Source organism: Streptomyces bullii (genome assembly GCF_042657145.1).
Lineage (GTDB): Bacteria > Actinomycetota > Actinomycetes > Streptomycetales > Streptomycetaceae > Streptomyces > Streptomyces bullii.
In genome coordinates this window covers 861,873-888,221 of the sequence record NZ_JBHSNY010000001.1, presented here as the reverse complement: position 1 = coordinate 888,221, position 26,349 = coordinate 861,873, and the positions used below count along the sequence as shown (strand labels likewise).

The window sequence follows — 26,349 nt, the reverse complement described above, 5'->3', positions numbered from 1 at the left end:
TCAGCTCCTCACGAGGGTCGTCGCGGCGGGTGCGGGGACCCGCTCGGCCAGGGGGATCACCGGCTCGATCGCCTCGGGCGGCTCGCCGAGGAACACCCGGCGCACGACGCGCTCGGCGGCCCGCCCGTCGTCGAACTCGCAGAACCGTTCGCGGAAGGCGGCTCTCAGCCGCCGGGACTCGCCGCCCGCGTACGCCCCGTCGCGGAACACCCGCGCCAGCTCTTCCGGCGTCCGCGCCACCGGGCCCGGCGGCTGCGCCATCAGGTCGAAGTAGACGCCCCTCGTCTCCCGGTAGACGTCCCAGTCGTCGGCGTACACCACGATCGGCCGGTCCAGGTTGGCGTAGTCGAACATGATCGACGAGTAGTCGGTGACCAGCGCGTCGGCGGCCAGGCACACGTCCTCCGAGGAGCGGTGCCCGGTCACGTCGATGACCCGGCCGCTGCTCGCGCGCCCGCCCCGGTCGTAGAAGTAGTGGGCGCGCAGCAGCACCACGACGTCGTCGCCGGCCTCCTCGCAGAACGCCTCCAGGTCCAGGCCGCCGGTCTCGAAGCCGGTGCGGTAGTCGCGGTGGGTGGGGGCGTACAGGACGGCCGTCGCGCCCGGCGGGACGCCCAGCTTTCTGCGGACGCGGGCCACGTCGTCGGCGGTCGCCGTGTAGTACACGTCGTTGCGCGGATAGCCGTACTCCAGGTGCTCGTACGACCCCGGGAAGGCGCGCTCCCACATCTGGGTGGAGTGGCGGTTGGCGGAGAGGTTGTAGTCCCAGCGGTCCACGCGGCCCAGCAGTCTGGCGAAGCTGCCGGTCGTGGCGGCTACCACCGGGTACGTCGACTGGTCGACGCCCATCGTCTTCAGCGGCGTGCCGTGCTGGGTCTGCAGGTGCACGCTGCCGGGGCGCTTGACCACGCCCTCCGCGAAGTTGGCGTTGTTGACCAGGTACTTCGCGCGGGCCAGCACCTCCCAGTACCGGCGGCTGCCGATCACGGCGTACTCGACGTCCGGCGGCACGGTGTGCGCCTGGCCGGGCTCCACGAGGAACATGGACCGGATGTGGGGGGCGAGTTCACGGGCCTTGGCGTGGATGGCCGCCGGGTTGCAGGCGTAGCCGCGGCCCCAGTACGCGCAGTACACGGCGAGGTTCGGGTCGAGAGGGCGGCGCAGCTGGGCCCGGTACCGCAGGCGGGTGCGCGCCCCGTGGGTGCCGGGCAGCCGCTCGACGGCCCTCGACACGGTCCGGTTGGCCTCGCGCAGGGCGCGGAACGCCGCGTACGAGCCGGCCGCCAGCAGCCGGTGCTGCACGCCGAGCCTGCCGCCGGGGGGCTGGAAGCCGGCCGGGCGGTGGCGGCGGTACAGCGCGCCGGCCCGGCGGAAGAAGTCCCGGTGTCCGGCGGGCAGCCACTGCGGGTGGGCGGCCGTCCTCAGGATCACGGCGAACAGCTGCTCGAACAGCGGGTGCGACCGTTCCGGCGACAGTCCCTGCTCGGCGGCACGGGTGAGCACCAGTTCGGCCTGGTCCAGCAGTTCGGTGTGGTGCTCGCCCGGCTGGTGCAGCCGGCTGCCCTGCCGGCGCACCAGATGCCGTACGACCACCGAGCGCAGCACCGCCATCCGCTCGGCCCGCAGCACGGCCAGACCGCCCCAGCCGACGTCGGTGAAGTGGCCGTCGGGGAAGGCGAGACGGTGCTCGGCGACGAACGCCCGGCGACAGGCCGCGCTCCACGCCGGCAGCCGCACGCCCGTCAGCCGGGGCGCCCGGTCCGGGCCGAACGCCCCGTCGGGTGCCCCCGCCAGCAGGGGAGCGGCCGGGTTGGACGGCTCGCCCTCCCACCAGGGGGTGCGCTCGTGCTCGAAGTGCAGCACGTCGACGTCACCCGTCCGCCTCAGGCGCGCGTCCAGTGCCGCGAGCGCGCCCGGGACCAGGACGTCGTCGCCGTCGAGGAACAACAGATACGCGCCGGTCGCGGCCCGCGTCCCGGTGTTGCGCGCCCCGGCCAGACCGGCCGACGGCGGCGCGTGCACGGGAGCCACCCGGCAGTCCCGCTCGGCGTACCGCGCGGCCACGTCCGCCGCGGGACAGTCGGGGCTGTCGCAGACCGGGATCAGCTCGAAATCGCCGAAGGACTGCACGAGGACCGAGTCCAGCGCCTGGGACAGCCGGCCCGCGACCCCATGCGACGGGACGATGATGCTGAAGCGGGGCATTCTGCTCTCTCCGTGTCGTACGGCTGCTCTCAGGCCAGGGGAAGGCGGCCGGGCCGCCCCGCCGGCCGCAAGGTGGGCGGCCGGGTCGGCGTGGGCCGCGACGAGCTGGGTGGCATACGAACTCCCGGAAGTGGATACGGCGGTGTCAGTTCAGGTCGGGGCCGGTGAGGGCGCCGCCGGGCTGCTGGGCCACGGTCGCGAGCGGCGGATGCTCCCGCGAGGCGTCGCACGACGGCACCGGACGCCGTTCGTCGAGCGGCACGACCGGTGGCACGTCCCGCTCGCCGAGCACGACATGACGGACGACGCGCTCGGCGGCGTGCCCGTCGTCGTACGGGCAGAACCGGCGGCGGAACGCCGTGCGCAGCTGGGTGGAGCGCGAGCCGCGCCAGTGGCCGGTGGCGAAGATGTCGATCAGCTCGTCCTCGCTGCGCGCGACCGCGCCCGGCGGGCAGGCACGCAGGTCGAAGTAGGTGCCGCGGGCCGCCTCGTACGCCTCCCAGTCGTCGGCGTGGATCACGATCGGCCGGTCGAGGCTGGCGTAGTCGAACATCAGGGACGAGTAGTCGGTGACCAGGGCGTCCGAGGCCAGGCACAGCGACTCGACGCTCGGGTGGTCGCTGACGTCGACGACCCGGCCGGAGGTGACGGTCAGCGGGCCGCCGTGCCGGTGGTGGGCGCGGGCCAGGACGACGAAGCGCGGGCCCAGGCGGCGCACCACGCGTTGCAGGTCCAGGGCGGGGGACTGGCCGCGGCGGTAGTCACGGTGGGTCGGCGCGTACAGGATCGCCACCGTGCCCTCGGGGATGCCGAGCGACTCGCGCAGCCTGGCCACGTCCCGCGGGCCCGCCGTGTGGAACACGTCGTTGCGGGGATGGCCGTACTCCAGCGTCGTGTAGCGGCCCGGGTACACCCGCTCCCAGGTCAGGGTCGAGTGGCGGTTGGCGGACAGCACGTAGTCCCACTGGTCGACGCCCTGGAGCAGCCGCGCGAAGTCGGTGCCGCCGCCGGCCGCCGGGCGCTCCTGGAGGTCGAGGCCCATGTGCTTGAGCGGGGTGCCGTGCTGCGTCTGGACGAGGACCTGGCCGGGGCGCTTGACCAGGCGGGGGTCGAAGTCGGTGTTGTGCACCAGGTACTTGGAGCGGGCCAGGGCCGTCCAGTACGCGGCGGTTCCCGGCGTCAGGCGGCGGGGGCCCGGCGGGATCGTGTGGTGGTGCTCGGGGCGCGCCGCCCACGCCGTGCGGACGTGCGGGGCGAACGTGCGGAACGCCTGCTCCAGCGCGCCCGGGTTGCAGCCGTGGCCCCGGCCCCCGTACGCGGCGAACACGGCGTGGTCGGCGCGCAGGGGCAGACACCGCTGGAGCCGGTAGTGGGACCGCAGCAGCACGCGGCGGACGCCCCGCAGGAGTTGCCGGCCGTACCGGGCCACCCGGCGCCGCAGGGCCGACGCCAGCCGGAGGGCCTCGTAGGTCCGGTGCAGGCCGCAGCGGATCAGGGTGTGGTGGACGCGGGCGCGCGGCGCGACGGACGCGCCCGGGGCACGGTAGCGGCGGTAGTGGGCGCGGGCCCGGCGCAGGAAGGCGGCGCGGGAGCCGCGCGGCAACCGGTCCGGCCGGGTGTACACCGTCACCAGGTGGTCGACCATGCGGCCGAACAACACCGGCTTCCACCGGACCAGTTCGGGCCGCTCCGCCAGGAACGCGAAGACCCGGTCGTACTGCTCGAAGACGTCGAAGTGCCGGTCGGTGGTGGTGCGCAGGATGCCGCCCCGCCGGCGCTGCCGGTAGTGCACGCACACCCGGTCCAGGGTCGCGATCGACTCCGCCGTCATCAGGACCGGATACGTCCACGGCGTGTCCTCGTAGTAGCCGGGCGGGAAGGCGAAGCCCTCCCGTTCGACGAACTCCCGCCGGTAGGCCTTGTTCCAGGCCACCATGAGCAGCCGCAGCAGGCCGGGCCGGTCCTCCAGGCGGAACGGTGCCGGGCCCCGCTCGGTGAGCTGCGCGGCGGCCTGGTTGCGCACGGCCTCGCCCGACCAGTACGTGCGCGCGTAGTCGTAGACCAGGACGTCCGGTTCGCCGGTCTCCTTCAGCCGGTCGGCGAGGCAGCGCAGCGCGTCCGGGGTGAGGGTGTCGTCGCTGTCGAGGAAGAGCAGGTAGTCGCCCGTGGCCTCGGCCATGCCGGCGTTGCGGGCGGGACCGAGCCCGACGTTCTTCGGCAGGTGCACGGCCCGGACCCGCGCGTCACGGGCGGCGAACTCGTCGATGATCGCGCCGCAGGCGTCCGGCGAGCGGTCGTCCACCGCGATCAGTTCGAGATCGGGATACGACTGGTTGAGCACCGACTCCAGGCACTCGTGCAGGTACGCCTGAACCTGGTACGCGGGGACAATGACACTGAACCTGGGCAAGAGGCATCCATCGGTCGGCGCGGGCGTTCGGCCCGGGAACGGCCGATGCGCCGTCCCGGTTACGGCGGCTGCTGCATCCGGGGGAACGCCGAAGGGGCGGACCCGGCCCGGGTCCGCCCCCTCAATGCCCGTGTCGCACGGGCTACTTCACCGCGCCCGCCATCACGCCGGACACGAACTGCCGTTGGAACGCGAAGAACACGGCCAGCGGGATCACCATGGAGATGAACGCGCCCGGGGCCAGCACGTCGATGTTGTTGCCGAACTGCCGTACCTGCGTCTGCAGGGCGACCGTGATCGGCTGGCTCCCGGAGTCGGTGAAGATCAGAGCCACCAGCATGTCGTTCCACACCCACAGGAACTGGAAGATGGCGAGCGAGGCGATCGCCGGTGCGGCCAGCGGCATCACGACCCGCGCGAACAGCCGCAGTTCACCGGCCCCGTCCAGCCGGGCCGCCTCCAGCAGCTCCCGGGGGATCTCCGCGAAGAAGTTCCGCAGCAGGAACACCGCGAAGGGCAGGCCGAAGCCGACGTGGAAGAGGACCACGCCGACCAGCGACCCGAAGATGCCGATCGTGCCGAAGAGTTCCGCGATCGGGATCAGCGCCACCTGCACCGGCACCACCAGCAGCCCGACCACGCCCAGGAACCACCAGTCGCGGCCCGGGAACTCCATCCAGGCGAAGGCATACCCCGCCAGGGAGCCGATCACCACGACCAGGACGGTCGCCGGGACGGTGATGTAGACCGTGTTCAGCAGGGAGCCGGTGATGTCGTCGTTCTCCAGCAGCCTCCGGTAGGCGTCGAAGGTGAGCTGCGACGGCTCGGCGAGCACGTTCCACCAGCCGTCCGCCGCCATGTCCTCCGGGGTGCGCAGACTGGCCAGCAGCAGACCGACCGTCGGCACCAGCCAGAACAGGCCGACGACGATCAGGAACACGCGGACCAGACCGCCGCTGACGCCCTCGGCGAGCCGGGAGCCCAGCGACTGCCTGGCCCTGACGGTGGTGACGGGCGGCGGTGCCGCCTTGGTGACACCTGCGGCGTCCGCGGTCATCGCCGCACCTCCCGCCTGAGCCTACGGACGTTGAACCACATCACGGGAATCACCAGCAGAAGCAGGAACACCGCGATCGCGCTCGCGATGCCCGGCTGGTTCTCGGAGAAGCCCTTGCGGTACAGCTCCAGCGCGAGGACGTTCGCGTCGTCCTGGGAGGAGCCCGGCGCGATGATGAAGACCAGGTCGAAGATCTTCAGCACGTTGATCATCAGGGTGACGGTGACGACCGCGAGGACCGGCGCCAGGAGCGGCACCGTGACCCGTCTGAACACCTGCCACTCGTTCGCCCCGTCGACCCGGGCGGCCTCCAGCAACTCCCGGGGCACGCCCGCGAGTCCGGCCGCGATCAGCACCATCGCGAAACCCGCCCACATCCAGATGTACGCGCCGATGATCGCGGGCGTCACCAGGGACGGGCCGAGCCAGTCCAGGCCGTTGTAGGGCTCCTTGAAGTTGCTCGGGGGCAGCCGCAGTTGGGCCCCGTCGGCCTTGGCGGAGAGGGTGAAGGTGCCGTCGTCGCCGGCCGTGGCCGTCTCCACGACCCTGCCGTCCTTGACGGCCTCGATCCTCATGCCGGCGTAGCCCAGCTCCGAGGCGTCGACCTCGTTGAGCCTGCCGACGCCCTTGCCGCGTGTGAAGTCCTGCCACGTCGTGCCGGTGATCTTGTCCGGTTCGGGCTTCGCCGCCGCGGCGTTCTTCGCGTCACCGGGCATCTGGTCGGGGGCCACGCCCACCAGGGGCAGGTTGACGACCTCGCCCGCGCGGACCGGCGACTTGGTGACGAAGGCGCCGCCGCCGGCCGCCTGGAGCGGCGACTCGCGGCCCGGGTGCGCCTTCGGGAACGCCGACGCCTGAGCGAAGGTGTCGTGGACGCCGACCCACACCGCGTTGGCGACGCCCTTGTCCGGGTCCTGGTCGTAGACCAGGCGGAAGATGATGCCCGCCGCCAGCATCGAGATCGCCATCGGCATGAAGACGACCAGCTTGAACGCGGTGCCCCAGCGCACCCGTTCGGTCAGCACCGCGAAGATCAGGCCGAGCGCGGTGGCCACCGTCGGCGCGAACACCACCCAGATGACGTTGTTCTTCAGGGCGGTGCGGATGCCCTCGTCGGTGAACAGGGCCTCGTAGTTGTCGAATCCGGCGAGGCCGTCGCCGGATTGGTCGTAGAAGCTGCGCACGACCGAGTACCCGATCGGGTACACCACGAGCGCGCCGAGCAGCACCAGGGCGGGCAGCAGGAACAGCGCCGCCACCGTCTTGCGGGTGCCCGTCACACTCTTGCGCGACTTGGGAGCGGGAGGGACCGAAGGGACCCCTCCCGCCGTGGCCGACGCCATGACGTCAGCCTCCGTACGCGGCGGCCGCTTCGGCCTCCAGCTTCCGTTGCGTGCCCGCGACGTCCTGCGGGTTCTTCAGGAAGTCCTGCAGGATCTTCCACTCGCCCTTGCCGGGCGTGCCGCCGAAGGCCTGCGGGGCCTGGTCGGACATGTCGAAGCGGAAGTCGTCCCCGGCGTCGACCAGCGCCTTGGCGATCTTGCGCTGCACGTCGTTGGGGTACGCGGAGTTCTCCACGTTCTTGTTCGGCGAGAGGTAACCGCCCAGCTTGGCCTGGATCGTCGCCGCGTCCGGGGAGGCGAGGAAGGTGACCAGGGCCTGCGCCGCCTCGGAGTCCTCCAGGATCACCGCCGCGTCGCCGCCGGAGACCACCGGCGCGGTCTCACCCACCGCCGGGAACGGGAACACCTTGGCCTCCGTCCCCACCTTCGCCTCGGTCTCACCGATGTTGACCTGGACGAAGTCGCCCTCGAAGACCATGGCCGCCTTCGGCTGGTCGCCGCCGGTGAAGGTCTGCGTCACGGAGGCCGGGAACTCGGTCTGCAGCGCGCCGTTCGCGCCGCCCGCGATGTAGTCCTTCTTGCCCCAGATCTCCGCCAGGGTCTTCAGTGCGTCCGCGACGGACTGGTCCGTCCACTTGATCTCGTGCTGGGCCAGCTGGTCGTACTTCTCCGGGCCCGCCTGGGACAGGTAGACGTTCTCGAACCAGTCGGTCAGCGTCCAGCCGTCGGCGCCGCCGATCGAGAACGGGGTCACGCCGGAGTCGTACACCGTCTGCGCGGTGGTCAGCAGTTCCTTCCAGGTCTTGGGCTCGCTCGCCCCGGCGTTCTCGAAGACCTGGGCGTTGTACCAGATCAGCGACTTGTTGGCGGCCTTGTAGTAGGCGCCGTACTGCCGGCCGTCGACCTTGCCGATGTCCTGCCAGCCCTGCGAGTAGTTCTCCTGGAGTTCCTTGACGGCCTCCGCGCCCAGCGGCTTGGCCCACTTGCGGTCCACGGCCTGCTTGATCGCGCCCGGCTGCGGCAGCAGCGCGACGTCCGGCGGCTGGCCGCCCGCGATCTTCGAGCCGAGGAAGTTGATGATCGGGTCCTGGGCGGGCACGAACGTCACCTTGGCGCCCGTGCGCTTCTCGAACTCGGCGAGGACCTTCTTGAAGTTGGCCTGCTCGGTGCCGGTCCACACGGCGGCGACCTCGATGCTCTGACCGTTCAGCTCGGGGAGGGTGACGGTGGAGCCGGTTCCCTGGGTGCCGCCGCCCGGGTCGTTCCCGCCGCCGTCGCCGCCCCCGCCGCAGGCGGAGAGCGAGAGCGCCAGTGCGCCCGCGGCAAGGGCGGCCGCGGCTCTGCCCGTCCTCGGGTGCCTGGGAGACCTGCGTTTCCGGATGGTGCTGCTCGTCCTGCGCATCACTGCCCCGTTCTTCGTTCCTCGTCGAACGTCGAGCGCTGTCCCGTGCGATCTGGTCTACGCCTGGGGGGTCGGGTCGGCAAGAGCGCGTCGGCTGTCAAGGCGGAGATCGTGACCGCGTCGTGACGCGGCCGGCCGGGAGCAGCCGTGCGCGACCGTCTCCCCGGCCACAGTCTTCTGCACTACAGCAGCGACGGCACCTTGACCGCCGAGACCTCGCGCGCCGCGCGCTCCAGCGCACTGGCGAGCAACGCCAGGTCCGTGGGCCCGTTGCCGAGCTCCCGCACCGGGCGGCGGGTGGGCGGATCGCCCATGCGGTGCCACTCCAACGGCACCACCGTGGGACGCAGGGTCGCCGTCCGCGGGATACGGCCGGTGACCCGCCCGCCCTGGAACGGGGTGACCCGCCCGTCCGCGTAGGTCAGCCGCCCCCGGCCGGGGGCCGGTTCGTCCGGGCCGGGCGCGGGCGCGTCGAGGACGACGCGCAGGGTGGCCCGCCGCACCGGCTCGGTCTGCGCCGTACGGGCGCACGGCCCGCCGGCCGCCACCAGATGCACGCCCAGCCGCTCACCCTCCCGGGCCACCGCTTCCAGTGCCCGCATCACCGATCCGGCCGCGGGCCGTCCGGGTGAGCCGAGCGCGGGGGAGACCAGCGCGTCCAGGTCGTCCACGACCACGACGAGCCGGGGCAGCGGCGGCGCGGCCTCGGTCTTCCGGCGCGACGCCCCCGGCCGGAGCCGGATCGTCGCACTCGGCGGGGCGTCCAGGTCACCGGTGTGGTCCGCGGCCGTCGCGGTGCCGCGCGCCGCCGCCGTGCGCTGCGTGACCATACGGCCCGACAGCTCCCGGCCGGTGTGCCACTCGGCGAAGTCGGACCGGCCCAGCAGCTCGGCACGCCGCTTCAGCTCGGCGCTCAGGGACTGCGCGAACTCCCGCATGCGCACGGGGTCGTTGGTGGTGAGATGGGTCGTCACGTGCGGCACGTCCGTGCACACCCGCAGGCCGTCCCCGGCCCCGCCGCCCGCGCCGGTGCCGCCCCGGCCGTCCACCAGCACGAGGCCGAGCCGGTCGGGCCGCTCGGCCGCGGCCAGCGAGGCGACGATCGCCCGCAGCAGCTCCGTGCGGCCGCTGCCCGCCGGTCCCTCGATCAGCAGATGCGGTCCGTCGGCCGCGAGGTCCACGCCGACCGGGCCGCGCGGCCCGGCCCCCAGCACGGCGCACACCCGCCCGCCGAGCGCCTCCGGGTCGTCGGCGGCGTCCGCCCAGCGCGCCATCAGCGACGCCGGGGTGGCCCGGGCGAGCCCGAGCTCGTCGAGCAGCCGTGCCGCCTGGGGCAGCGGGGCGGACACGCGCGTGTGCCGCTCCCCGGCGGCGCTGTCCGGGCGCAGCGGCGCCAGGGCCCGGGCGAACCGCTCCGCCCAGGGCAGGGAGACGGCGTCGACGGTGGCGACGGTGCCGTGGTTGATCGGGCCGGGGACGGTGACTCCCACCCCGGTGCCCGGGTCGGCGCCGGGCGCGGTGCGGGCCACGCGCATCAGCCGCAGGGCCGTCGCCACGTCACCGCTGAGCAGCGCGACGGCACCGCACTCCCGGAACGTCGGTGACACCGCGCAGGCCGCCTCGTACGTCACCGTCACCGGGGACACCGGGGAGGCGGCCGGCGTCTCGGCGAGGCACACCACGTGGATCCCGGCCCGCGACCCCTCCGAGGCCAGCCGTGCCACCGCCTCGCGCACGCCCGCACCACCGGGGTCCCCGTCCACGACGAGCACGGTGTACGGACCCGCGAAGCCGTCCTCCGCGTCGGTGCCGTCGTCGTCGAGGGCCCAGGAGGGACGCCGGGCGGGGCCCTGGTCGCGCGGCGCCCGCACGGGGGCCGGCCGCGCACCGGCACCCGCGTCCGACGCGAAGTCCTCCAGACGGCGCAGCAGTTCGTCGGTGCGGGCGGTGGCCTGTTCGCGGTCGTAGGCGAGCAGGAGACGGCAGTCCTGGCCGTGCCCCGGGCGGACGTGCGGCAGCCAGCCCAGCCAGGACCACTCGGCGGTGCGCTCCTCAAGGGGGCGGGAGCGGTCCGCGCTGAGCAGCACGATCTCCAGGGTGTCGGGGGAGTGCAGCGCCGTAAGCTGCGCCAGCACCGCGCGGGCCAGCCCGGCGAGCCGGTCACGCGGACCGGCCAGGCCCAGCGCCCCGACCTCGCGCAGTCCGGCGGTCACCGGGACGGCGGGCAGCAGGCCCGAGCCGTCCGGCGCGGGCCGGTCGGCCGTGCCGAGCCGCACCGCCAGCGCCTCCGGGTGCCCCGGCCCGCGCTCCCACAGCCGTGGCCCCGGGCCGAGCGCCGTCAGCAGCAGTGTGGCCGCGTCCGGCCAGGTCTCCCGCACCGGCGCCGTGACGGCCGGGGGCCCGGCCACCGCACCGGCCGGTTCCCCCTCGTACCCCGCGCTCCGCCCGGCCGCCCCCGGCTCGCCACGCCCCCCGGCCAGCCGCCGCGCCCACGCGGTGAGCCCGCCCCGCCGACGACCACCGCCCTGCGGCAGGTCGGTGCCGCGCAGCGGGGTGCCCTTGCGGCTGGTCTCCAGGCCGGTGGGAGAGGACCGGTCGTCGAAGGCCGTGGCCGAGGGAACCACGCCGTCGTCAGGGATGCCGTCGGGGACGGTGCCGGCGATGTTTTCGTGGGCACGGGCGGCCGGAACGCCGGGGGGCGCCGTGCGAGGCGCTGTCCCGTCGGCCGGCCAGGCGGGCGCGGCCGTTCGATCCGGGCCTCCGCCGCCGACGGCTCCGCCCGGGACCCCGACTCCCGAACGCCCCGCGTGTGTGTCACCGTCCCCCGAGACCGGCGGGGGCCCGCCGTGCCCGCGGGGGACACGGCGCACGGCCTCGTGTGCGGTCGCGGGTGCCGCGTCCCTGGGGGAGCCCGTGCGCGAGGCCGCGTCTCCCGGTGCCGTGTGCTGAGGGGAATCCGCCCGGGGAGCCGTGCCCCCGGGGGAAGCCGTACGCGGCCCCTTGTCCCGGAGGGAACCCCCCTGTGCGTCCCCGGCGCCCCGGCTCTCGATCCGCGGTGCCCCGCCCTGCTCGGGCACCAGGGCCGGTTCGCCCGAGTCGTGGCCCCTGCCGGTGCCGTCCCGGGCCGCCGAGCCGTAGGAGTGGTGGGTGGCCCCGGAGGAGCCGGCGGGTATGGGGGCCGCCTGGCCGCCGGGGTCCGGCACGCGTACGTGGCCCTCGCCGTCCGGGGCCGTCTCGACCCGGGCCCCGGGGCCACCGGCCGGGGCCAGCCGCAGGGCCGACTCGCCGATCCGCAGCAGCGCGCCCGGGGCGAAGCGGACCGGGCGGGGGCCGACGCGCCTGCCGTCCAGTGTCGTGCCGTTGGTGGAGTCCAGGTCGGCGACAGAGACGCGGCCGTCGGCGGCCACCGTCACCGCGCAGTGCACCCGCGAGACGTCCGGGTCGTCGAGGGGGACGTCGGCCTCGGCGGAGCGGCCGATACGGATCTCGCCGCCGTGCAGAAGATGGACGCCGCCCGCGTCGGGGCCGGCGACGACCTGGAGCTGGGCCGGTGCGTCGTCCAGCTCGGGGTGCGGTTCGGGCTCGCCCGGGGCACCCACGTACAGCACGGCACCGTCGGTCAGCGGGGGCTCGCCGAGCGTGCAGCGCTGGGCGTCCAGGCGCTCGGCACCGGCGTACAGCACGGCCGAGCCCGAGCCGGTGTCGCGGCCGGTGCCGCCTTCGCCGGCGACCGCCGAGGCCAGGGCGTTCGCCACCGCGGCCAGAGCCGTACCGGCGGGTGCCGTCACCAGCACGTCGCAGCTCGCGGCGCGGTCCCGCGCCCGGTCGGGCGGGCCCAGCGGGTCTACGACGGTCAGCCGGATCTGCATCGCCGTCAGCGGTCCCTTCTGCGCGGGCGCGGATTTCCCCCCACCCCACACGAGCACATCGGCCAGTACGTCAGGCATCCTCGCACCTGTCACCGACAACACGCCCGCCACTCGGTGACAAGTGATCTTGATTGGTCGGCTCTGCCCGCAAAAGTGCCTGACAGATGACACACGGACGACCGCTTGAGATCGGTCACGTCGGCATTCGGCAACCTGGAGACCGAGGCGAGCGTCTTTCCTTCGAACATGTGCGGGAGCCCATACGTAGGACCCACAGAAAGACGACAGTCCGCTCTTCGGTACGCGGCACTACAGTGGGTCGGAACACAGGCAAGCAGGCAAGGCAAGCAGCAGGGAGCGCGTGACGTGCGGCCAGTCGGCAGCAAGTACCTGCTCGAGGAGCCGCTCGGACGCGGCGCCACGGGCACCGTCTGGCGGGCCCGCCAGCGGGAGACCGCGGGCGCCGAGGCGGCCGTGCCCGGACAGCCCGGCGAGACCGTGGCGATCAAGGTCCTGAAGGAGGAGCTCGCCAACGACGCCGACGTCGTGATGCGCTTCCTGCGGGAGCGGTCCGTGCTGCTGCGGCTCACCCACCCCAACATCGTCCGGGTCCGCGACCTGGTCGTCGAGGGCGATCTGCTGGCGCTTGTCATGGATCTCGTCGAGGGCCCCGACCTGCACCGCCACCTGCGCGAGAACGGGCCTTTCACCCCTGTCGCCGCCGCCCTGCTCACCGCCCAGATCGCCGACGCGCTGGCCGCCAGCCACGCCGACGGCGTCGTGCACCGCGACCTCAAGCCCGCCAACGTGCTGCTCAGGCAGGACGGCGGCCAGCTGCACCCGATGCTGACCGACTTCGGCATCGCCCGGCTGGCGGACTCGCCGGGACTCACCCGCACCCACGAGTTCGTGGGCACGCCCGCGTACGTCGCCCCCGAGTCGGCCGAAGGCCGCCCGCAGACCTCGGCCGTCGACATCTACGGCGCCGGCATCCTGCTCTACGAGCTGGTCACCGGCCGCCCGCCCTTCTCCGGCGGCTCGGCCCTCGAAGTCCTGCACCAGCACCTGAGCGCCGAACCGCGCCGCCCCTCCACCGTTCCCGACCCGCTGTGGACGGTCATCGAGCGCTGCCTGCGCAAGAACCCGGACGAGCGGCCCAGCGCCGTCAACCTCGCCCGCGGCCTCAGGGTCGTCGCCGAGGGCATCGGCGTGCACGCGAACTCCGCGCAGATCGCCGCCGCCGAGAGCGTCGGCGCGCTCCTCGTACCCGACCCGGCGCCCGCGCCCGTGCCCGGCACGCCGGGCGCGTCCGGCGACGCCGACCCGACGCAGGTGCTGCCGCAGGGCGCGGGGTCGTACGACCCGAACGCCGCGACCAGCGTCCTGCCGCACACCTCCGGCGCCGCCGACCCGACCGCGGTGCTGCCCCATCGGGGAGCGGCCGACCCGACGGCCGTCATGCCGCCGGTACCGCCGGGCCAGCCCGGACAGCCCGGCCAGCAGGGCCCGCCGGGGCAGCAGGACCCGCACCCCTGGCAGAACCAGCTGCGGGCGGCCCGCGACCGCAACGAGCAGACTCAGGTGCAGTACCTCGACCCCAACGAGGACCCGCTGCGCCGTCGCCCCCAGCGGCAGGTCGCCCGGCCCCAGCAGCAGCCGCGCCAGCCCCAGCAGCAGCGGCGGCAGCAGCCCCCGCCTCCCGGCCCCGGGTACGGCCACCCGCAGCAGCATCAGCCGCAGCCGTACGCGCCGCCGCGGCCCCAACAGCCGCAGCGGTACGCCCCGCCGGCCCCGCCGGAGCCCCAGCGGCCGGTGCGTGAGCCCCGGCAGCGGCAGCGCAGCGCCAACCCGATGCGGATCCCCGGGCTCGGCTGCCTGAAGGGCTGTCTGTTCACGATCGTCATCCTGTTCGTCGCGGGATGGCTGATCTGGGAACTGAGCCCGCTGCAGGAGTGGATCGGCACGACCAAGGGCTACTGGCAGCAGCTCAGCGACTGGTTCGGCCAGGTGACCAACTGGTTCGAGCAGCTGGGCGGGAGCTCGGGCACCGGCTGAGGCCGCCCGAAGGCCGTTGCCGGTCTGCTGATTTGTCGACACCTGGCGGGTGATTTCCGCCTCGGCGGTGAAGGTTGGCTCACCGGACGCGTAGTTTTAACGACAACACGCGTCGGTAGGAGCAGCCTTGGCACGGAAGATCGGCAGCCGGTACACCGCCCATCAGATCCTGGGGCGGGGCAGCGCCGGCACGGTGTGGCTGGGCGAGGGACCCGAGGGCCCCGTCGCCATCAAGCTGCTGCGCGAGGACCTCGCGTCCGACGAGGAACTCGTCGGACGCTTCGTCCAGGAGCGCACGGCCCTGCTCGGCCTGGAGCACCCCAACGTCGTGTCCGTGCGCGACCTCGTGGTCGACGGCAACGACCTGGCGCTGGTCATGGACCTCGTGCGCGGTACGGATCTGCGCACCCGGCTGGAGCGGGAGCGGCGCCTCGCGCCCGAGGCGGCGGCGGCGATCGTCGCGGACGTCGCGGACGGGCTGGCGGCGGCGCACGCGGCCGGGGTCGTGCACCGGGACGTCAAGCCGGAGAACGTCCTGCTGGACATGCAGGGCCCGCTGGGCCCCGGCGGCTCCCACCGGGCGCTCCTGACGGACTTCGGTGTGGCGAAACTCATCGACACGCCGAGGCGGACCCGCGCGACGAAGATCATCGGCACGCCGGACTATCTGGCGCCGGAGATCGTCGAGGGCCTGCCGCCCCGGGCGTCGGTGGACATCTACGCGCTGGCCACGGTCCTGTACGAGCTGCTGGCGGGCTTCACTCCGTTCGGTGGCGGGCACCCCGGCGCGGTGCTGCGGCGGCATGTCACCGAGACGGTCGTCCCGCTGCCCGGCATCCCGGACGAGCTGTGGCAGCTGCTCGTGCAGTGCCTGGCGAAGGCACCGGCCTCCCGGCTGCGGGCCTCGGAGCTGGCGGCGCGGCTGCGGGAGCTGCTGCCGCTGCTGGCGGGGATACCGCCGCTGGACGTGGACGAACCGGACACGCAGTCGGCGGAGGAGGCCGCCCGGCAGGAGGCCCCGGCCGGCCCGGCACCGGCCGGGGAACCGGTACGGCGGCGCGGGGCGGTACCGCTGGTGCCGGGGGCCAAGCCGGCCGACTCCAACCGTGACACCCACACCTCGATGCGGGTGCCCGGGCCGGACGAGCTGGCCGGGGGCGCACGGGGCACGGCCCGGGCGCCACGGGCCGCGGGGGCGCCACGCCCCGGCTCGGCACGCAACCGCGCGGCGGCGCGGCGACGCCGGGTGGCGCTGGGCGCCGGGGCGCTGGCGCTGGTCGCCGCGGTCGGCATCGGCACATGGCTGGCCACGTCCGGGGACGACGCGGGCGCGACCCCCCAGGACACGAAAAACTCGGCCCCACCGCACCCCTGACCCGGCCCTGCGCCACCGCGGCCTGTCTGCCACGGCCCGGACCTTTGCCCACCCGCCGCCCACCGGACTCGCCCGACCAAGAGGCCCCCACCCTGCGCCCAGGGCTCCGCCCCTGCACTCCGGTGGCTTGCCCCTCCAGCCCGCCTGATGCAGCCGGCCAAGGGGCCGCCCGGGGCTCCGTTCCTGCACTCCAGAAGCTTGCCCCGCCCGCCCACCGGACTCGCCCGACCAAGAGGCCCCCACCCTGCGCCCAGGGCCCGGAGCCTGGCTCACCCGCGTGATTCGGTGGGGGAGGCCGGGTTTACCCCGGGGCTCCGCCCCTGCACTCCGGGTGCTTGCCCCTCCCGCCCGCCGCGTGGTGGCCCCCACAGCGGTCACCGTGGTCGCCCTGCGTTCGCCGCTTGGCGGAGCCGTTACGCTGGATGCGTGGCAGTCGTCGATGTATCCGAAGAGCTCAAGTCCCTCTCCTCGACCATGGAGTCGATCGAGGCCGTTCTGGACCTCGACAGGATGAGGGCAGACATCGCCGTGCTCGAGGAGCAGGCGGCCGCGCCGTCCCTGTGGGACAACCCGGACGAGGCGCAGAAGATCACCAGCAAGCTCTCCCACCTCCAGGCCGAGGTCAGGAAGGCGGAGGCACTGCGCGGGCGGATCGACGATCTCGCCGTGCTGTTCGAGATGGCCGAGGAGGAGGACGACCCGGACACCCGGGCCGAGGCCGAGGCCGAGCTCACCGCCGTGAAGAAGGCGCTCGACGAGATGGAGGTGCGCACCCTCCTCAGCGGGGAGTACGACGCCCGTGAGGCGCTCGTGAACATCCGCGCCGAGGCCGGCGGCGTCGACGCCGCCGACTTCGCCGAGAAGCTCCAGCGCATGTACCTGCGGTGGGCCGAGCAGCGCGGTTACAAGACCGAGGTCTACGAGACGTCGTACGCCGAAGAGGCCGGGATCAAGTCCACCACCTTCGCCGTGCAGGCGCCCTACGCCTACGGGACCCTCTCCGTCGAGCAGGGCACCCACCGGCTCGTGCGGATCTCCCCCTTCGACAACCAGGGGCGCCGGCAGACCTCCTTCGCGGGTGTGGAAGTCCTTCCCGTCGTCGAGCAGTCCGATCACGTCGACATCGACGAGTCCGATCTGCGGATCGACGTCTACCGGTCCTCCGGGCCCGGCGGCCAGGGCGTCAACACCACCGACTCCGCCGTGCGGATCACCCACCTCCCCACCGGCATCGTCGTCTCCTGCCAGAACGAGCGCTCGCAGATCCAGAACAAGGCCACGGCGATGAACGTCCTCCAGGCCAAGCTGCTGGAGCGGCGTCGTCAGGAGGAGCAGGCCAAGATGGACGCCCTCAAGGGCGACGGCGGCAACTCCTGGGGCAACCAGATGCGCTCCTACGTGCTGCACCCGTACCAGATGGTCAAGGACCTGCGCACGGACTACGAAGTCGGCAACCCGGAAGCCGTGTTCAACGGTGAGATCGACGGTTTCCTGGAGGCCGGGATTCGCTGGCGCAAGCAGCAGCAGAAGTAACGCGAGGCGCGAACAGCGCTTTGTCGACAAGGCAACTGCCGCCTCCCGGGCGGCAGTTGCCTTTTGCGTTTCCGTTCCGCGCCTGCACACGGTCCCGGATGTCTGGGTTTTACATCACACTCACAGGCTTCAAGTTCCCGTAAAACGTGCGTACTTGGACATCGCGCATGGAACGGCCTTGACGTTGCTTTGAAAAATCGGAAGGGTGAAGCGTGGCATGCGTTATCTCTGGGGCGCATGTGAACCGGGGGGCTTCACTGCAGCTACCTCCGTCGATCACGGCCCCGAGCGCGCCACACTGACGATTCAGCTACTGGGGGTAGCAACCACATGACCAAGAAGACGCGGATCCGCGTCGCGCGTATCGCGGCCGGTGCCGTGATCGCCGCCGGTGCCTCGCTGACCGCGGCGGGCGCCGCATCCGCCGCGGAGGCCGACGACTGCCTGCTCGGCGTACTGTGCGTCGACGACCCGACCGACCCGCCGGTCCCGACCGACCCGACGGACCCGGGCATCCCGACGGAGCCCAACGACCCCACGCTGCCGACGGACCCGGGCATCCCGACCGAGCCCGAGGAGCCCACCGAGCCGACGCTGGAGCCGACCGAGCCCACCGAGGACCCGGTCCCGACCGCCAACCCGGAGGAGCCCACCAACCCGGGCAACGGGAACGGCAATGGCAACGGGAACGGCAACGGCGGCGGCAACGCGGCCGACCCCGACGGCGGCTCCGGTACCTCCACCCAGGAGCAGGGCTCCTCGGCCCTCACCGACACCGGCTCGGACAACACCCCGGCGCCGTCCGTCCAGGGCAGCGGCGAGGAGCTCGCCGAGACCGGTGCCGCGCAGACCACGTTCCTGCTGGTCGGCGCCGCCACGATGATCGCCGGCGGTATCGGCTTCCGTGTCCTTCCGCGCCTGATGGGCGGCAGCGGCGGAGCGGCCGCCTGACGGTAGCCGTCCGCGTACCCGCGGTACACGGCGAGGGGCCCGGAGCGTCATGCTCCGGGCCCTTGCTCGTGGGCCTGCCCGGCTCGCCAGGCCTGCTCGTGGGTGGTGCGGGCCGGGGGCCCTACGCCGCCTGGTCGGGCGGGCCGTACGCGCTCTACGCGGTCTGGTGCGCCAGCAGGGCCACCGCCGCGATCAGCACCGCCAGCAGCGCGATCAGCGTCATCGGAGTGAGTCCCGAGAAGAAGTTCTCCTGCTGCAGCCGCTCGCGGTTCGCACGGCACACAGGGCACCGGCCCTCGCTCACGGGCGCCGCGCAGTTCGCGCACACCAGCCGGTCGTACGTCATGCGCTCGCCCTCCTCGCACCGGTTCCATGTATCTCAACGCTCACGCCGCCGCGAACGTTCCCCCTCCACTGTGCCAGGTTCCTCCGGACGGTGCGCGGGGCGCTGTCCAAGGGGCGCTTAGCCAGCGCGGGGACGGTCTGTCCTGACACAAATGCGCACAACCCTCACGCAACCCCAACCGGTGACTGCGGTCCCATACCCGGTTCGCGTAAGGTCACGCTCATCTACCCCCGGCGACCCGTGGTGCATCCGTGATCCGATTCGACAACGTCTCCAAGGTCTACCCCAAGCAGAACCGCCCCGCCCTCAGGGATGTCTCCCTGGAGGTCGAGAAGGGCGAGTTCGTGTTCCTCGTGGGGTCCTCCGGCTCCGGAAAGTCCACCTTCCTGCGGCTGATCCTCCGCGAGGAGCGGTGCAGTCACGGGCAGGTGCACGTCCTGGGCAAGGACCTCGCGCGCCTCTCCAACTGGAAGGTGCCGCAGATGCGGCGCCAGCTGGGGACGGTGTTCCAGGACTTCCGTCTCCTGCCGAACAAGACGGTCGCCGAGAACGTCGCCTTCGCGCAGGAGGTCATCGGCAAGTCGCGCGGCGAGATCCGCAAGTCCGTCCCCCAGGTGCTCGACCTCGTCGGGCTCGGCGGAAAGGAGGACCGGATGCCCGGCGAGCTGTCCGGCGGCGAGCAGCAGCGCGTCGCCATCGCGCGGGCCTTCGTCAACCGGCCCAAACTGCTCATCGCCGACGAGCCGACCGGCAACCTCGACCCGCAGACCTCCGTCGGCATCATGAAGCTGCTGGACCGCATCAACCGGACCGGCACGACCGTGGTGATGGCGACGCACGACCAGAACATCGTGGACCAGATGCGCAAGCGCGTCATCGAGCTGGAGAAGGGCCGACTCGTCCGCGACCAGGCACGCGGCGTCTACGGCTACCAGCACTGACCGCCGTCTGCAGACGCTCCACGGAAAGGCTTGACCAGACGCCATGCGTGCCCAGTTCGTCCTGTCGGAGATCGGTGTGGGTCTCCGCCGCAATCTGACGATGACCTTCGCCGTCATCGTCTCCGTCGCCCTGTCGCTCGCCCTGTTCGGCGGGTCGCTCCTGATGAGCGACCAGGTCAACACCATGAAGGGCTACTGGTACGACAAGGTCAACGTCTCGATCTTCCTCTGCAACAAGAGCGACGCCGAGTCCGACCCCAACTGCGCCAAGGGCGCGGTCACCGACGACCAGAAGAAACAGATCAAGGCCGACCTGGCGAAGATGTCGGTCGTTCAGAAGGTCACGTACGAGTCGCAGGACGAGGCCTACAAGCACTACAAGGAGCAGTTCGGCGACTCCCCGCTGGCCGCCTCCCTCACGCCGGACCAGATGCAGGAGTCGTACCGCATCAAGCTGAAGGACCCGGAGAAGTACCAGGTCATCGCCACCGCCTTCAACGGCCGGGACGGCGTGCAGTCCGTGCAGGACCAAAAGGGCATCCTGGACAACCTCTTCAAACTGCTGAACGGCATGAACTGGGCCGCGCGGGCGGTGATGGCACTCATGCTGGTCGTCGCGCTGATGCTGATCGTCAACACCGTGCGCGTCTCGGCGTTCAGCCGGCGGCGCGAGACGGGCATCATGCGCCTGGTCGGCGCCTCGGGCTTCTACATCCAGGCGCCGTTCATCATGGAGGCAGCGGTCGCCGGACTCATCGGCGGCACGCTCGCGTGCGGCTTCCTGCTGATCGCCCGGTACTTCCTCATCGACCACGGACTGGCCCTGGCCGACCAGCTGACACTGATCAACTTCATCGGCTGGGACGCCGTGTTGACGAAGCTGCCGCTCATCCTCGCCACGAGCCTTCTGATGCCCGCGTTGGCCGCGTTCTTCGCGCTGCGCAAGTACTTGAAGGTGTGACGCATACCAACGAGGGCCGTGCGGTCAACGGACCGTACGGCCCTTTGCCTTGTCCTAGACTCACCGGCATGTCAGGTCGTGACCTGTTCTGTCAGCCCCGTCGCATCCGCCGCGGGGCCGCCCTGACCTTGGTGTTCGCGAGCGTGCTCGCCGCAGGTGCCGCCACCGGGTCCCTGCCCGGGACCGACCGCAAGACCGCTGCGGAGGACGCCCGTTCGGCCGCTCCCGCCGGGCATCACGCGGACGTCGCCAGGGCGGCCGAGGAGGCCGCGGCCGACGGCAAGTCCCCCATGGAGGCCGCTCGACGCGCCGTCAGCCGCAGCGGCGACCGGTGGGCCGCCGTCTACTCCCCGGGTGAGTACGAGGAGTTCGAGGAGGCCCTCGACGGCCGGTACACCGGTGTCGGGCTGTGGGCGCGGCGCGAGACCGACGGCCGGATCGAGGTGACCAAGGTGCGGGCCGGATCGCCCGCCGCCGACGCCGGGATCCGCGCGGGCGACCGGCTGCGCAGCGTCGACGGGCACCGGGTCGACGGGCGGCCCGTCACCGAGGTCGTCTCCTTACTGCGCGGCGACGCGACCGACGCGCAGGCCGGTACGACCGTCCGCCTCGGCCTGGAGCGCGGCACGCGCGCGTGGACCGAGACACTGCGCCGGGCGCGCCTGTCCGCGGACTCGGTCACTGTTCGAGAACTCGCCGGCGGCGTCACCGTCATCGAGGTCGCCGCGTTCACCAAGGGCGCCGGCGACCAGGTGCGCGAGGCCGTACGGCAGGCACCGGACGGCGCGGGCGTCGTCCTCGACCTGCGCGGCAACTCCGGCGGCCTGGTCGGCGAGGCCGTCACCGCCGCCTCCGCCTTCCTCGACGGCGGCCTGGTCGCCACCTACGACGTCGAGGGCGAGCAGCGGGCCCTGCACGCCGAGACCGGCGGCGACACGGCCAGGCCCCTGGTCGCGCTCGTCGACGGAGGCACGATGAGCGCGGCCGAGCTGCTGACCGGCGCCCTGCAGGACCGCGGCCGGGCCGTCGTCGTCGGCTCCCGCACCTTCGGCAAGGGCTCGGTGCAGATGCCGAGCCGGCTGCCCGACGGCTCCGTCGCCGAGCTGACCGTCGGGCACTACCGCACCCCCTCCGGCCGCAGCGTCGACGGCCGAGGCATCACGCCCGACCTCGAGGCGGACGAGGGAGCCCTGCGGCAGGCCGAGACGGTCCTGAGCGGCCTCGGCGAGCCCCGCCGACCACGCCGTTAATCGACTTCCCGCGCACCCCCTCCGTGGTGCGAAAATGGGCGGCACTATGGCTAAGGAAAAAGGGCGCAAGCTGATCGCGCAGAACAAGAAGGCGCGGCACGACTACCACATCATCGACACCTACGAGGCCGGACTGGTCCTCACGGGTACCGAGGTGAAGTCGCTGCGCCAGGGGCGGGCGTCGCTGGTCGAGGGCTTCGTCCAGATGGACGGGCACGAGGCGTGGCTGCACAACGTGCACGTGCCGGAGTACAGCCAGGGCACCTGGACCAACCACAGCGCCCGCCGCAAGCGGAAGCTGCTGCTGCACCGCGCCGAGCTGGACAAGCTGGAGGCGAAGGCGCAGGAGACCGGCCACACGATCGTGCCGCTGTCCCTCTACTTCAGGGACGGCCGCGCCAAGATCGAGATCGCGCTGGCGAAGGGCAAGAAGGAGTACGACAAGCGCCAGACGCTCCGCGAGAAGCAGGACCGGCGCGAGGCCGAGCGCGTGATGTCGGCCGTACGCCGCAAGGCCCGGGCGTAGGGCCTGTCGCCGTCCGGCAGGCCCTGGCCGCCGGGGCAGGGTTGCGGTGCCGGGCCGCGTGGAACCCGGTACCCCGGCGGGGCGACCGCCGAGGAATACGGTGGCGTCCGCGGGCGTTGATCTCGTACGATGGCACCTGCACCGCACAGCCGGTGCGCGGGCACCTCCCAGGAGGTGCGCACCTTGAGAAATCAACATGGGGATGATCGGTTTCGACAGCGGATGTCGAAGCAGGGGAAGCGTGTCGAGGAAGCGGCCATGATCTCGTAAACCACAGGCCGAAAAAAATAACTGCCAATTCCAAGGCAAAGCTCTCCCAGGGCGAGCTCGCCCTCGCTGCCTGATCTAAGGCCGCGAGCGCAGCTCCCCTACCAAAGGGAGTGTCAGTCCGGGGAAGTTCCCGACCCGGGTCCTGGCATCATCTAGGGAACTAAACCTCGATCCCGGTCACGGGGTGAAGAGGGAAACCACACAGTGACTGGGCCCGTCGGAGACTTGTCCGCGTGATCTCCGGGGCCGAGAAAAGCACAGCGGACTGCACACGGAGAAGCCCTGGTTCTGCACCGTTGGACGCGGGTTCGATTCCCGCCATCTCCACGATCGGGAGGTCCCCGGACCTCCTCACCCATGTGGGCGAAGGCCCCGCCGCTCGGAGCGGCGGGGCCTTCGTCATCTCCGAACGGCCCTGCTGGAACGACACTCTTCTGCACCGGTAACGGGACATGGGGGTTCGCATGCTTCGCGACCGAGGTCATCAACCCCGACAGGTACGAGCTGACCGGCGTCGGTCCGTGCGCCAGGTCTGGGCCCGTGTCCTGATGACCACCAGGCGCCGGGGTTGCACCTGGTGGGTCAACACGTCAGACCACCGCTCTCCGTGCCGTGCTCGCCCGCTCCGTCAGACGTGGGGCCAGCAGGGTTGCGTCCGGTACGGTCGCGCCGTCCAGTTTCTTCATCAGCAGCTCCACCGCCCGCGCCCCCACCTCCGCCGACGGCAGTGCCACGGACGTGACGGGAACGCGCAGCGCCGCGGCGACCTCGTCGGGGCACAGAGCGATCACCGACAGGTCGCCGGGGACCCGGAGGCCCAGCTCCTCGAAGGCGTCGATCAGTGGCTCCAGGAGGGGTTCGTTGTGGACCACGACGCCGGTCAGCGCCGGCTGCTCGCGCAGCAGGTGCTCGGCGATCCGGCGGGCCGCGTCGGCACCGGTCTCGCACGGGTGCACGGCGGAGGCCAGCCGGTGCCGGTCGGCGGCGGCGGTGAAGCCCTGCACGAGACGCTGCGCGAACGCGGTGCGGCGGACGTAGACCTCCGGTGGCGAGCCGACCAGGGCGACCACCCGGTGACCAAGCCGCACCAGATGCTCCACGCACGCCTCACCGGCCGCCTTGAAGTCCAGGTCGATGCAGGTCAGGCCGTCCGGTTCGGCGGGGAAGCCGATCAGTACGGACGGCCGGTCCAGGGAGCGCAGCAGCGGCAGGCGCGGGTCGTGGAGCTGGACGTCCATGACGAGCAGGGCGTCCACCAGGGCCGTGTCCGCCACCCGGCGCAGCCCGTCCTCGCCCTCCTCCTGGGTGAGCAGCAGCACGTCGTGGTCGTACCGGCGGGCCGCCGTCACCACCGACACCGCGAACTGCATCGCCACCGGTACGTGGATCCCGGCCCGCAGGGGGATCACCAGGGCCAGCACGTTGGACTTGCTGCTGGCGAGGGCGCGGGCGCCGGCGTGCGGGCGGTAGCCCAGTTCCCGGATGGCCGCCTCGACACGGCGCCGGGTCTCCTCCGAGATGGGCCGCTTGCCGCTCAGCGCGTAGGACACGGTGCTGGGCGAGACCCCGGCGCGCCGGGCCACATCCGTGATCTTCACCATCAGCCCAGCTCCAGCGACAGGAACCCGGTGCCGGCCGAAGCCCGCACCTCGCGGTCGCCGGCGGCCAGCCCCCAGGACCTGGCCGGGTCGCCGCAGGAGGCGCGCAGGGTGTCCCCTTCGCGTACGACCGTGAAGGTCACGTCCCCGACCGGCACCGTCACCTGCTCGCCCCGCCTGAGGCCGTACGCCCGCAGGGTGACCCCGTCGGCGTGGTCGTAGTCGGGACGGTCGTCGACCGCGCCGACGGGAAGCACGGCCCCGGGCCTGACCAGCAGGGGCACGCTCAGGAAGCCGTGCTTCTCGCGCACCCAGCGCGGCCCGGTGACCGTCTCGCCGGTCAGGAAGTGGGTCCAGGTGCCCTCGGGCACGTAGTACGTGACGTCCCCCTCGTCGGAGAACACCGGCGCGACCAGCAGGTCCGGTCCGAGCATGTACTGTCGTTCCAGGTGCGCGCAGCCCGGGTCGTCCGGGAACTCCAGCACCATCGCCCGCATCATCGGAACGCCCTCGGCGTGGGCGGAGCGCGCGGCCCCGTAGAGGTAGGGCATGAGCCGCAGCTTCAGCCGGGTGAACAGCCGCAGCACGTCCACGGCCTCCTCGTCGAACAGCCAGGGGACGCGGTACGACGACGACCCGTGCAGGCGGCTGTGCGAGGACAGCAGGCCGAAGGCGATCCACCTCTTGAACAGCGCGGGGGTGGGGGTGCCCTCGAACCCGCCGATGTCATGGCTCCAGTAGCCGAAGCCGGACAGGCCGAGCGACAGGCCGCCGCGCAGCGATTCGGCCATCGACTCGTACGTGGCCTCGCAGTCGCCGCCCCAGTGCACCGGGAACTTCTGGCTGCCGGCCGTCGCCGAGCGGGCGAAGACGACGGCCTCCTCCTCACCGCGGTGCTTGCGCAGCACGTCGAAGACGGTCTGGTTGTACAGGTACGTGTAGTAGTTGTGCATCCGCTCCGGGTCGGAGCCGTCCGCCCAGGCCACGTCGAGAGGCACCCGCTCGCCGAAGTCGGTCTTGAAGCAGTCGACGCCCTGCGCGAGCACCGCCTCCAGCTTGGCCGCGTACCAGTCGCGGGCCGCGGGCGACGTGAAGTCGACCAGCGCCATGCCGGGCTGCCACAGGTCCCACTGCCAGACGCTGCCGTCCGGCCGCCTCAGCAGGTGCCCGAGCGCCTTGCCCTCGGCGAACAGCGGGGAGCGCTGGGCGATGTACGGGTTGATCCACACACAGATGCGCAGGCCCTTCGCCTTCAGCCGGGCCAGCATCCCCTCCGGGTCCGGGAAGACCCGCGGGTCCCACCGGAAGTCGCACCAGTGGAACTCGCGCATCCAGAAGCAGTCGAAGTGGAAGACGGAGAGCGGGAGTTCGCGCTGCTTCATGCCCTCGATGAAGGAAGTGACTGTCTCCTCGTCGTAGGAGGTGGTGAAGGACGTCGACAGCCACAGGCCGAAGGACCAGGGCGGCGGGAGTGCCGGGCGGCCCGTGAGGGCCGTGTACTTGCGCAGGATCTCCTTCGGGGTCGGCCCGTAGACGACGTAGTACGTCAACTGCTGGGTCTCCGCGCTGAACTGCACCCGGGAGACGACCTCCGAGCCCACCTCGAAGGACACCTTGCCCGGGTGGTCGACGAAGACGCCGTAGCCCGCGTCCGTGAGGTAGAACGGGACGTTCTTGTAGGCCTGTTCGGTGGCCGTGCCGCCGTCGGCGTTCCAGATGTCGACGACCTGGCCGTTCTTGACCAGCGGACCGAAGCGCTCACCGAGGCCGTAGACGCTCGTCCCCACGCCGAGGTCGAGCTGCTCCCGCAGGTAGTGGGCGCCCGCCCCGTCGCGCATGATGCCCATGCCCTTGGTGGAGCTGGAGGTGAGCGTGCGGCCGTGCGCGAGGAAGTCGACGTGCCAGGAGCCGGTGCGGGCCACCCGGACCGACAGCGCGCCCGAGGTCAGGGTCGCGTGCTCGTCGTCGTACGCGATCTGCGGCGGGACGTCCTCCTCGTGTACCTCGAACTCCGGGCCGCGCGGCTGCTCGCCGTCGAAGTGGGTGAAGGTGACGCCGATGACGTCGGGCATCGGGGCGTGCGCGCTGATCGTCACGACCGGTCCCTTCAGCAGGTCGCCGCGATGGCGGATGGGCTGGGTCGGCGCGTGGATCTCCAGCGCGCCGTCCTGCGCGGTGACGTCGAGCACCTGCACCGGATGGGCCGCGGTGACGCCCTCGCGCAGCAACCAGTAACCGTCGGTGAACTTCATGTGGG

17 protein-coding genes and 1 other RNA gene are annotated in these 26,349 nt (G+C 72.3%); 9 read left to right on the top strand and 9 right to left on the bottom strand.

Going from position 1 to position 26,349, the window contains the following annotated elements; translation table 11 throughout:
- The 6 genes from ACFPZJ_RS03985 to ACFPZJ_RS03960 form a co-directional block, all read right to left on the bottom strand.
- Positions 1-2,205: a CDP-glycerol glycerophosphotransferase family protein gene (locus ACFPZJ_RS03985; RefSeq protein WP_381017154.1), complete on the bottom strand. Its 2,205-nt coding sequence runs from the start codon at positions 2,203-2,205 to the stop codon at positions 1-3.
- 145 nt (positions 2,206-2,350) lie between these two features.
- Entirely contained in the window at positions 2,351-4,615 is a 2,265-nt protein-coding gene (locus tag ACFPZJ_RS03980; RefSeq protein WP_381017151.1) for a bifunctional glycosyltransferase/CDP-glycerol:glycerophosphate glycerophosphotransferase, read from the bottom strand.
- 142 nt (positions 4,616-4,757) lie between these two features.
- Complete coding sequence (locus ACFPZJ_RS03975; RefSeq protein WP_381017149.1) at positions 4,758-5,672, bottom strand: carbohydrate ABC transporter permease; 915 nt, start codon at positions 5,670-5,672, stop codon at positions 4,758-4,760.
- Positions 5,669-7,015 carry a carbohydrate ABC transporter permease gene (locus tag ACFPZJ_RS03970; RefSeq protein WP_381017146.1) on the bottom strand — a complete coding sequence of 449 codons (1,347 nt, stop codon included), beginning with the start codon at positions 7,013-7,015 and terminating at the stop codon, positions 5,669-5,671. Before ACFPZJ_RS03970 ends, ACFPZJ_RS03975 begins: the two co-directional genes overlap by 4 nt.
- A 4-nt stretch (positions 7,016-7,019) precedes the next feature.
- The gene (locus ACFPZJ_RS03965; RefSeq protein ID WP_381017143.1) at positions 7,020-8,417 is read right to left on the bottom strand and encodes an ABC transporter substrate-binding protein; all 1,398 of its coding nucleotides are present in this window, start codon (positions 8,415-8,417) and stop codon (positions 7,020-7,022) included.
- A gap of 182 nt (positions 8,418-8,599) precedes the next feature.
- Positions 8,600-12,286, bottom strand: coding sequence for an FHA domain-containing protein (locus tag ACFPZJ_RS03960; protein WP_381017336.1), 3,687 nt, complete (start codon positions 12,284-12,286; stop codon positions 8,600-8,602).
- Positions 12,287-12,652: 366 nt separating this feature from the next.
- On the opposite strand from ACFPZJ_RS03960, the gene ACFPZJ_RS03955 reads away from it, so the two are divergent.
- The 4 genes from ACFPZJ_RS03955 (at position 12,653) to ACFPZJ_RS03940 (ending at position 18,200) form a co-directional block, all read left to right on the top strand.
- Positions 12,653-14,341, top strand: coding sequence for a serine/threonine-protein kinase (locus ACFPZJ_RS03955; protein WP_381017141.1), 1,689 nt, complete (start codon positions 12,653-12,655; stop codon positions 14,339-14,341).
- Between the two features lie 127 nt (positions 14,342-14,468).
- A complete protein-coding gene (locus ACFPZJ_RS03950; protein WP_381017139.1) occupies positions 14,469-15,716 on the top strand; it encodes a serine/threonine-protein kinase in 1,248 nt (415 codons plus the stop codon).
- 426 nt (positions 15,717-16,142) lie between these two features.
- The gene (prfB, locus tag ACFPZJ_RS03945; protein ID WP_381017137.1) at positions 16,143-17,249 is read left to right on the top strand and encodes a peptide chain release factor 2; all 1,107 of its coding nucleotides are present in this window, start codon (positions 16,143-16,145) and stop codon (positions 17,247-17,249) included.
- A 330-nt stretch (positions 17,250-17,579) separates the two neighbouring features.
- The gene (locus tag ACFPZJ_RS03940) at positions 17,580-18,200 is read left to right on the top strand and encodes an LPXTG cell wall anchor domain-containing protein (RefSeq protein ID WP_381017135.1); all 621 of its coding nucleotides are present in this window, start codon (positions 17,580-17,582) and stop codon (positions 18,198-18,200) included.
- A 154-nt stretch (positions 18,201-18,354) separates the two neighbouring features.
- Here ACFPZJ_RS03940 and ACFPZJ_RS03935 read toward each other — a convergent pair whose 3' ends face one another.
- Positions 18,355-18,546: a hypothetical protein gene (locus ACFPZJ_RS03935; protein ID WP_381017133.1), complete on the bottom strand. Its 192-nt coding sequence runs from the start codon at positions 18,544-18,546 to the stop codon at positions 18,355-18,357.
- A 251-nt stretch (positions 18,547-18,797) separates the two neighbouring features.
- Between ACFPZJ_RS03935 and ftsE the strand changes: the two genes are divergently transcribed.
- The 5 genes from ftsE (at position 18,798) to ssrA (ending at position 22,824) form a co-directional block, all read left to right on the top strand.
- A complete protein-coding gene (gene ftsE / locus ACFPZJ_RS03930) occupies positions 18,798-19,487 on the top strand; it encodes a cell division ATP-binding protein FtsE (RefSeq protein WP_030051349.1) in 690 nt (229 codons plus the stop codon).
- Between the two features lie 43 nt (positions 19,488-19,530).
- Positions 19,531-20,448, top strand: a complete 918-nt coding sequence (gene ftsX / locus ACFPZJ_RS03925; RefSeq protein WP_381017131.1) for a permease-like cell division protein FtsX — start codon at positions 19,531-19,533, stop codon at positions 20,446-20,448.
- A 68-nt stretch (positions 20,449-20,516) separates the two neighbouring features.
- On the top strand, positions 20,517-21,698 hold the full coding sequence (locus ACFPZJ_RS03920; RefSeq protein WP_381017128.1) for a S41 family peptidase: 1,182 nt from the start codon (positions 20,517-20,519) through the stop codon (positions 21,696-21,698).
- 46 nt (positions 21,699-21,744) lie between these two features.
- Positions 21,745-22,224, top strand: a complete 480-nt coding sequence (gene smpB / locus ACFPZJ_RS03915; RefSeq protein WP_381017125.1) for an SsrA-binding protein SmpB — start codon at positions 21,745-21,747, stop codon at positions 22,222-22,224.
- Between the two features lie 198 nt (positions 22,225-22,422).
- Positions 22,423-22,824: a transfer-messenger RNA gene (ssrA, locus tag ACFPZJ_RS03910) on the top strand.
- A gap of 260 nt (positions 22,825-23,084) precedes the next feature.
- On the opposite strand, the gene ACFPZJ_RS03905 is transcribed toward ssrA, so the two are convergent.
- Complete coding sequence (locus ACFPZJ_RS03905) at positions 23,085-24,095, bottom strand: LacI family DNA-binding transcriptional regulator (protein WP_381017122.1); 1,011 nt, start codon at positions 24,093-24,095, stop codon at positions 23,085-23,087.
- On the bottom strand, positions 24,095-26,344 hold the full coding sequence (gene yicI / locus ACFPZJ_RS03900) for an alpha-xylosidase (RefSeq protein WP_381017119.1): 2,250 nt from the start codon (positions 26,342-26,344) through the stop codon (positions 24,095-24,097). The genes ACFPZJ_RS03905 and yicI overlap by 1 nt, the downstream gene beginning before the upstream one ends.
- Positions 26,345-26,349: the final 5 nt, after the last annotated feature.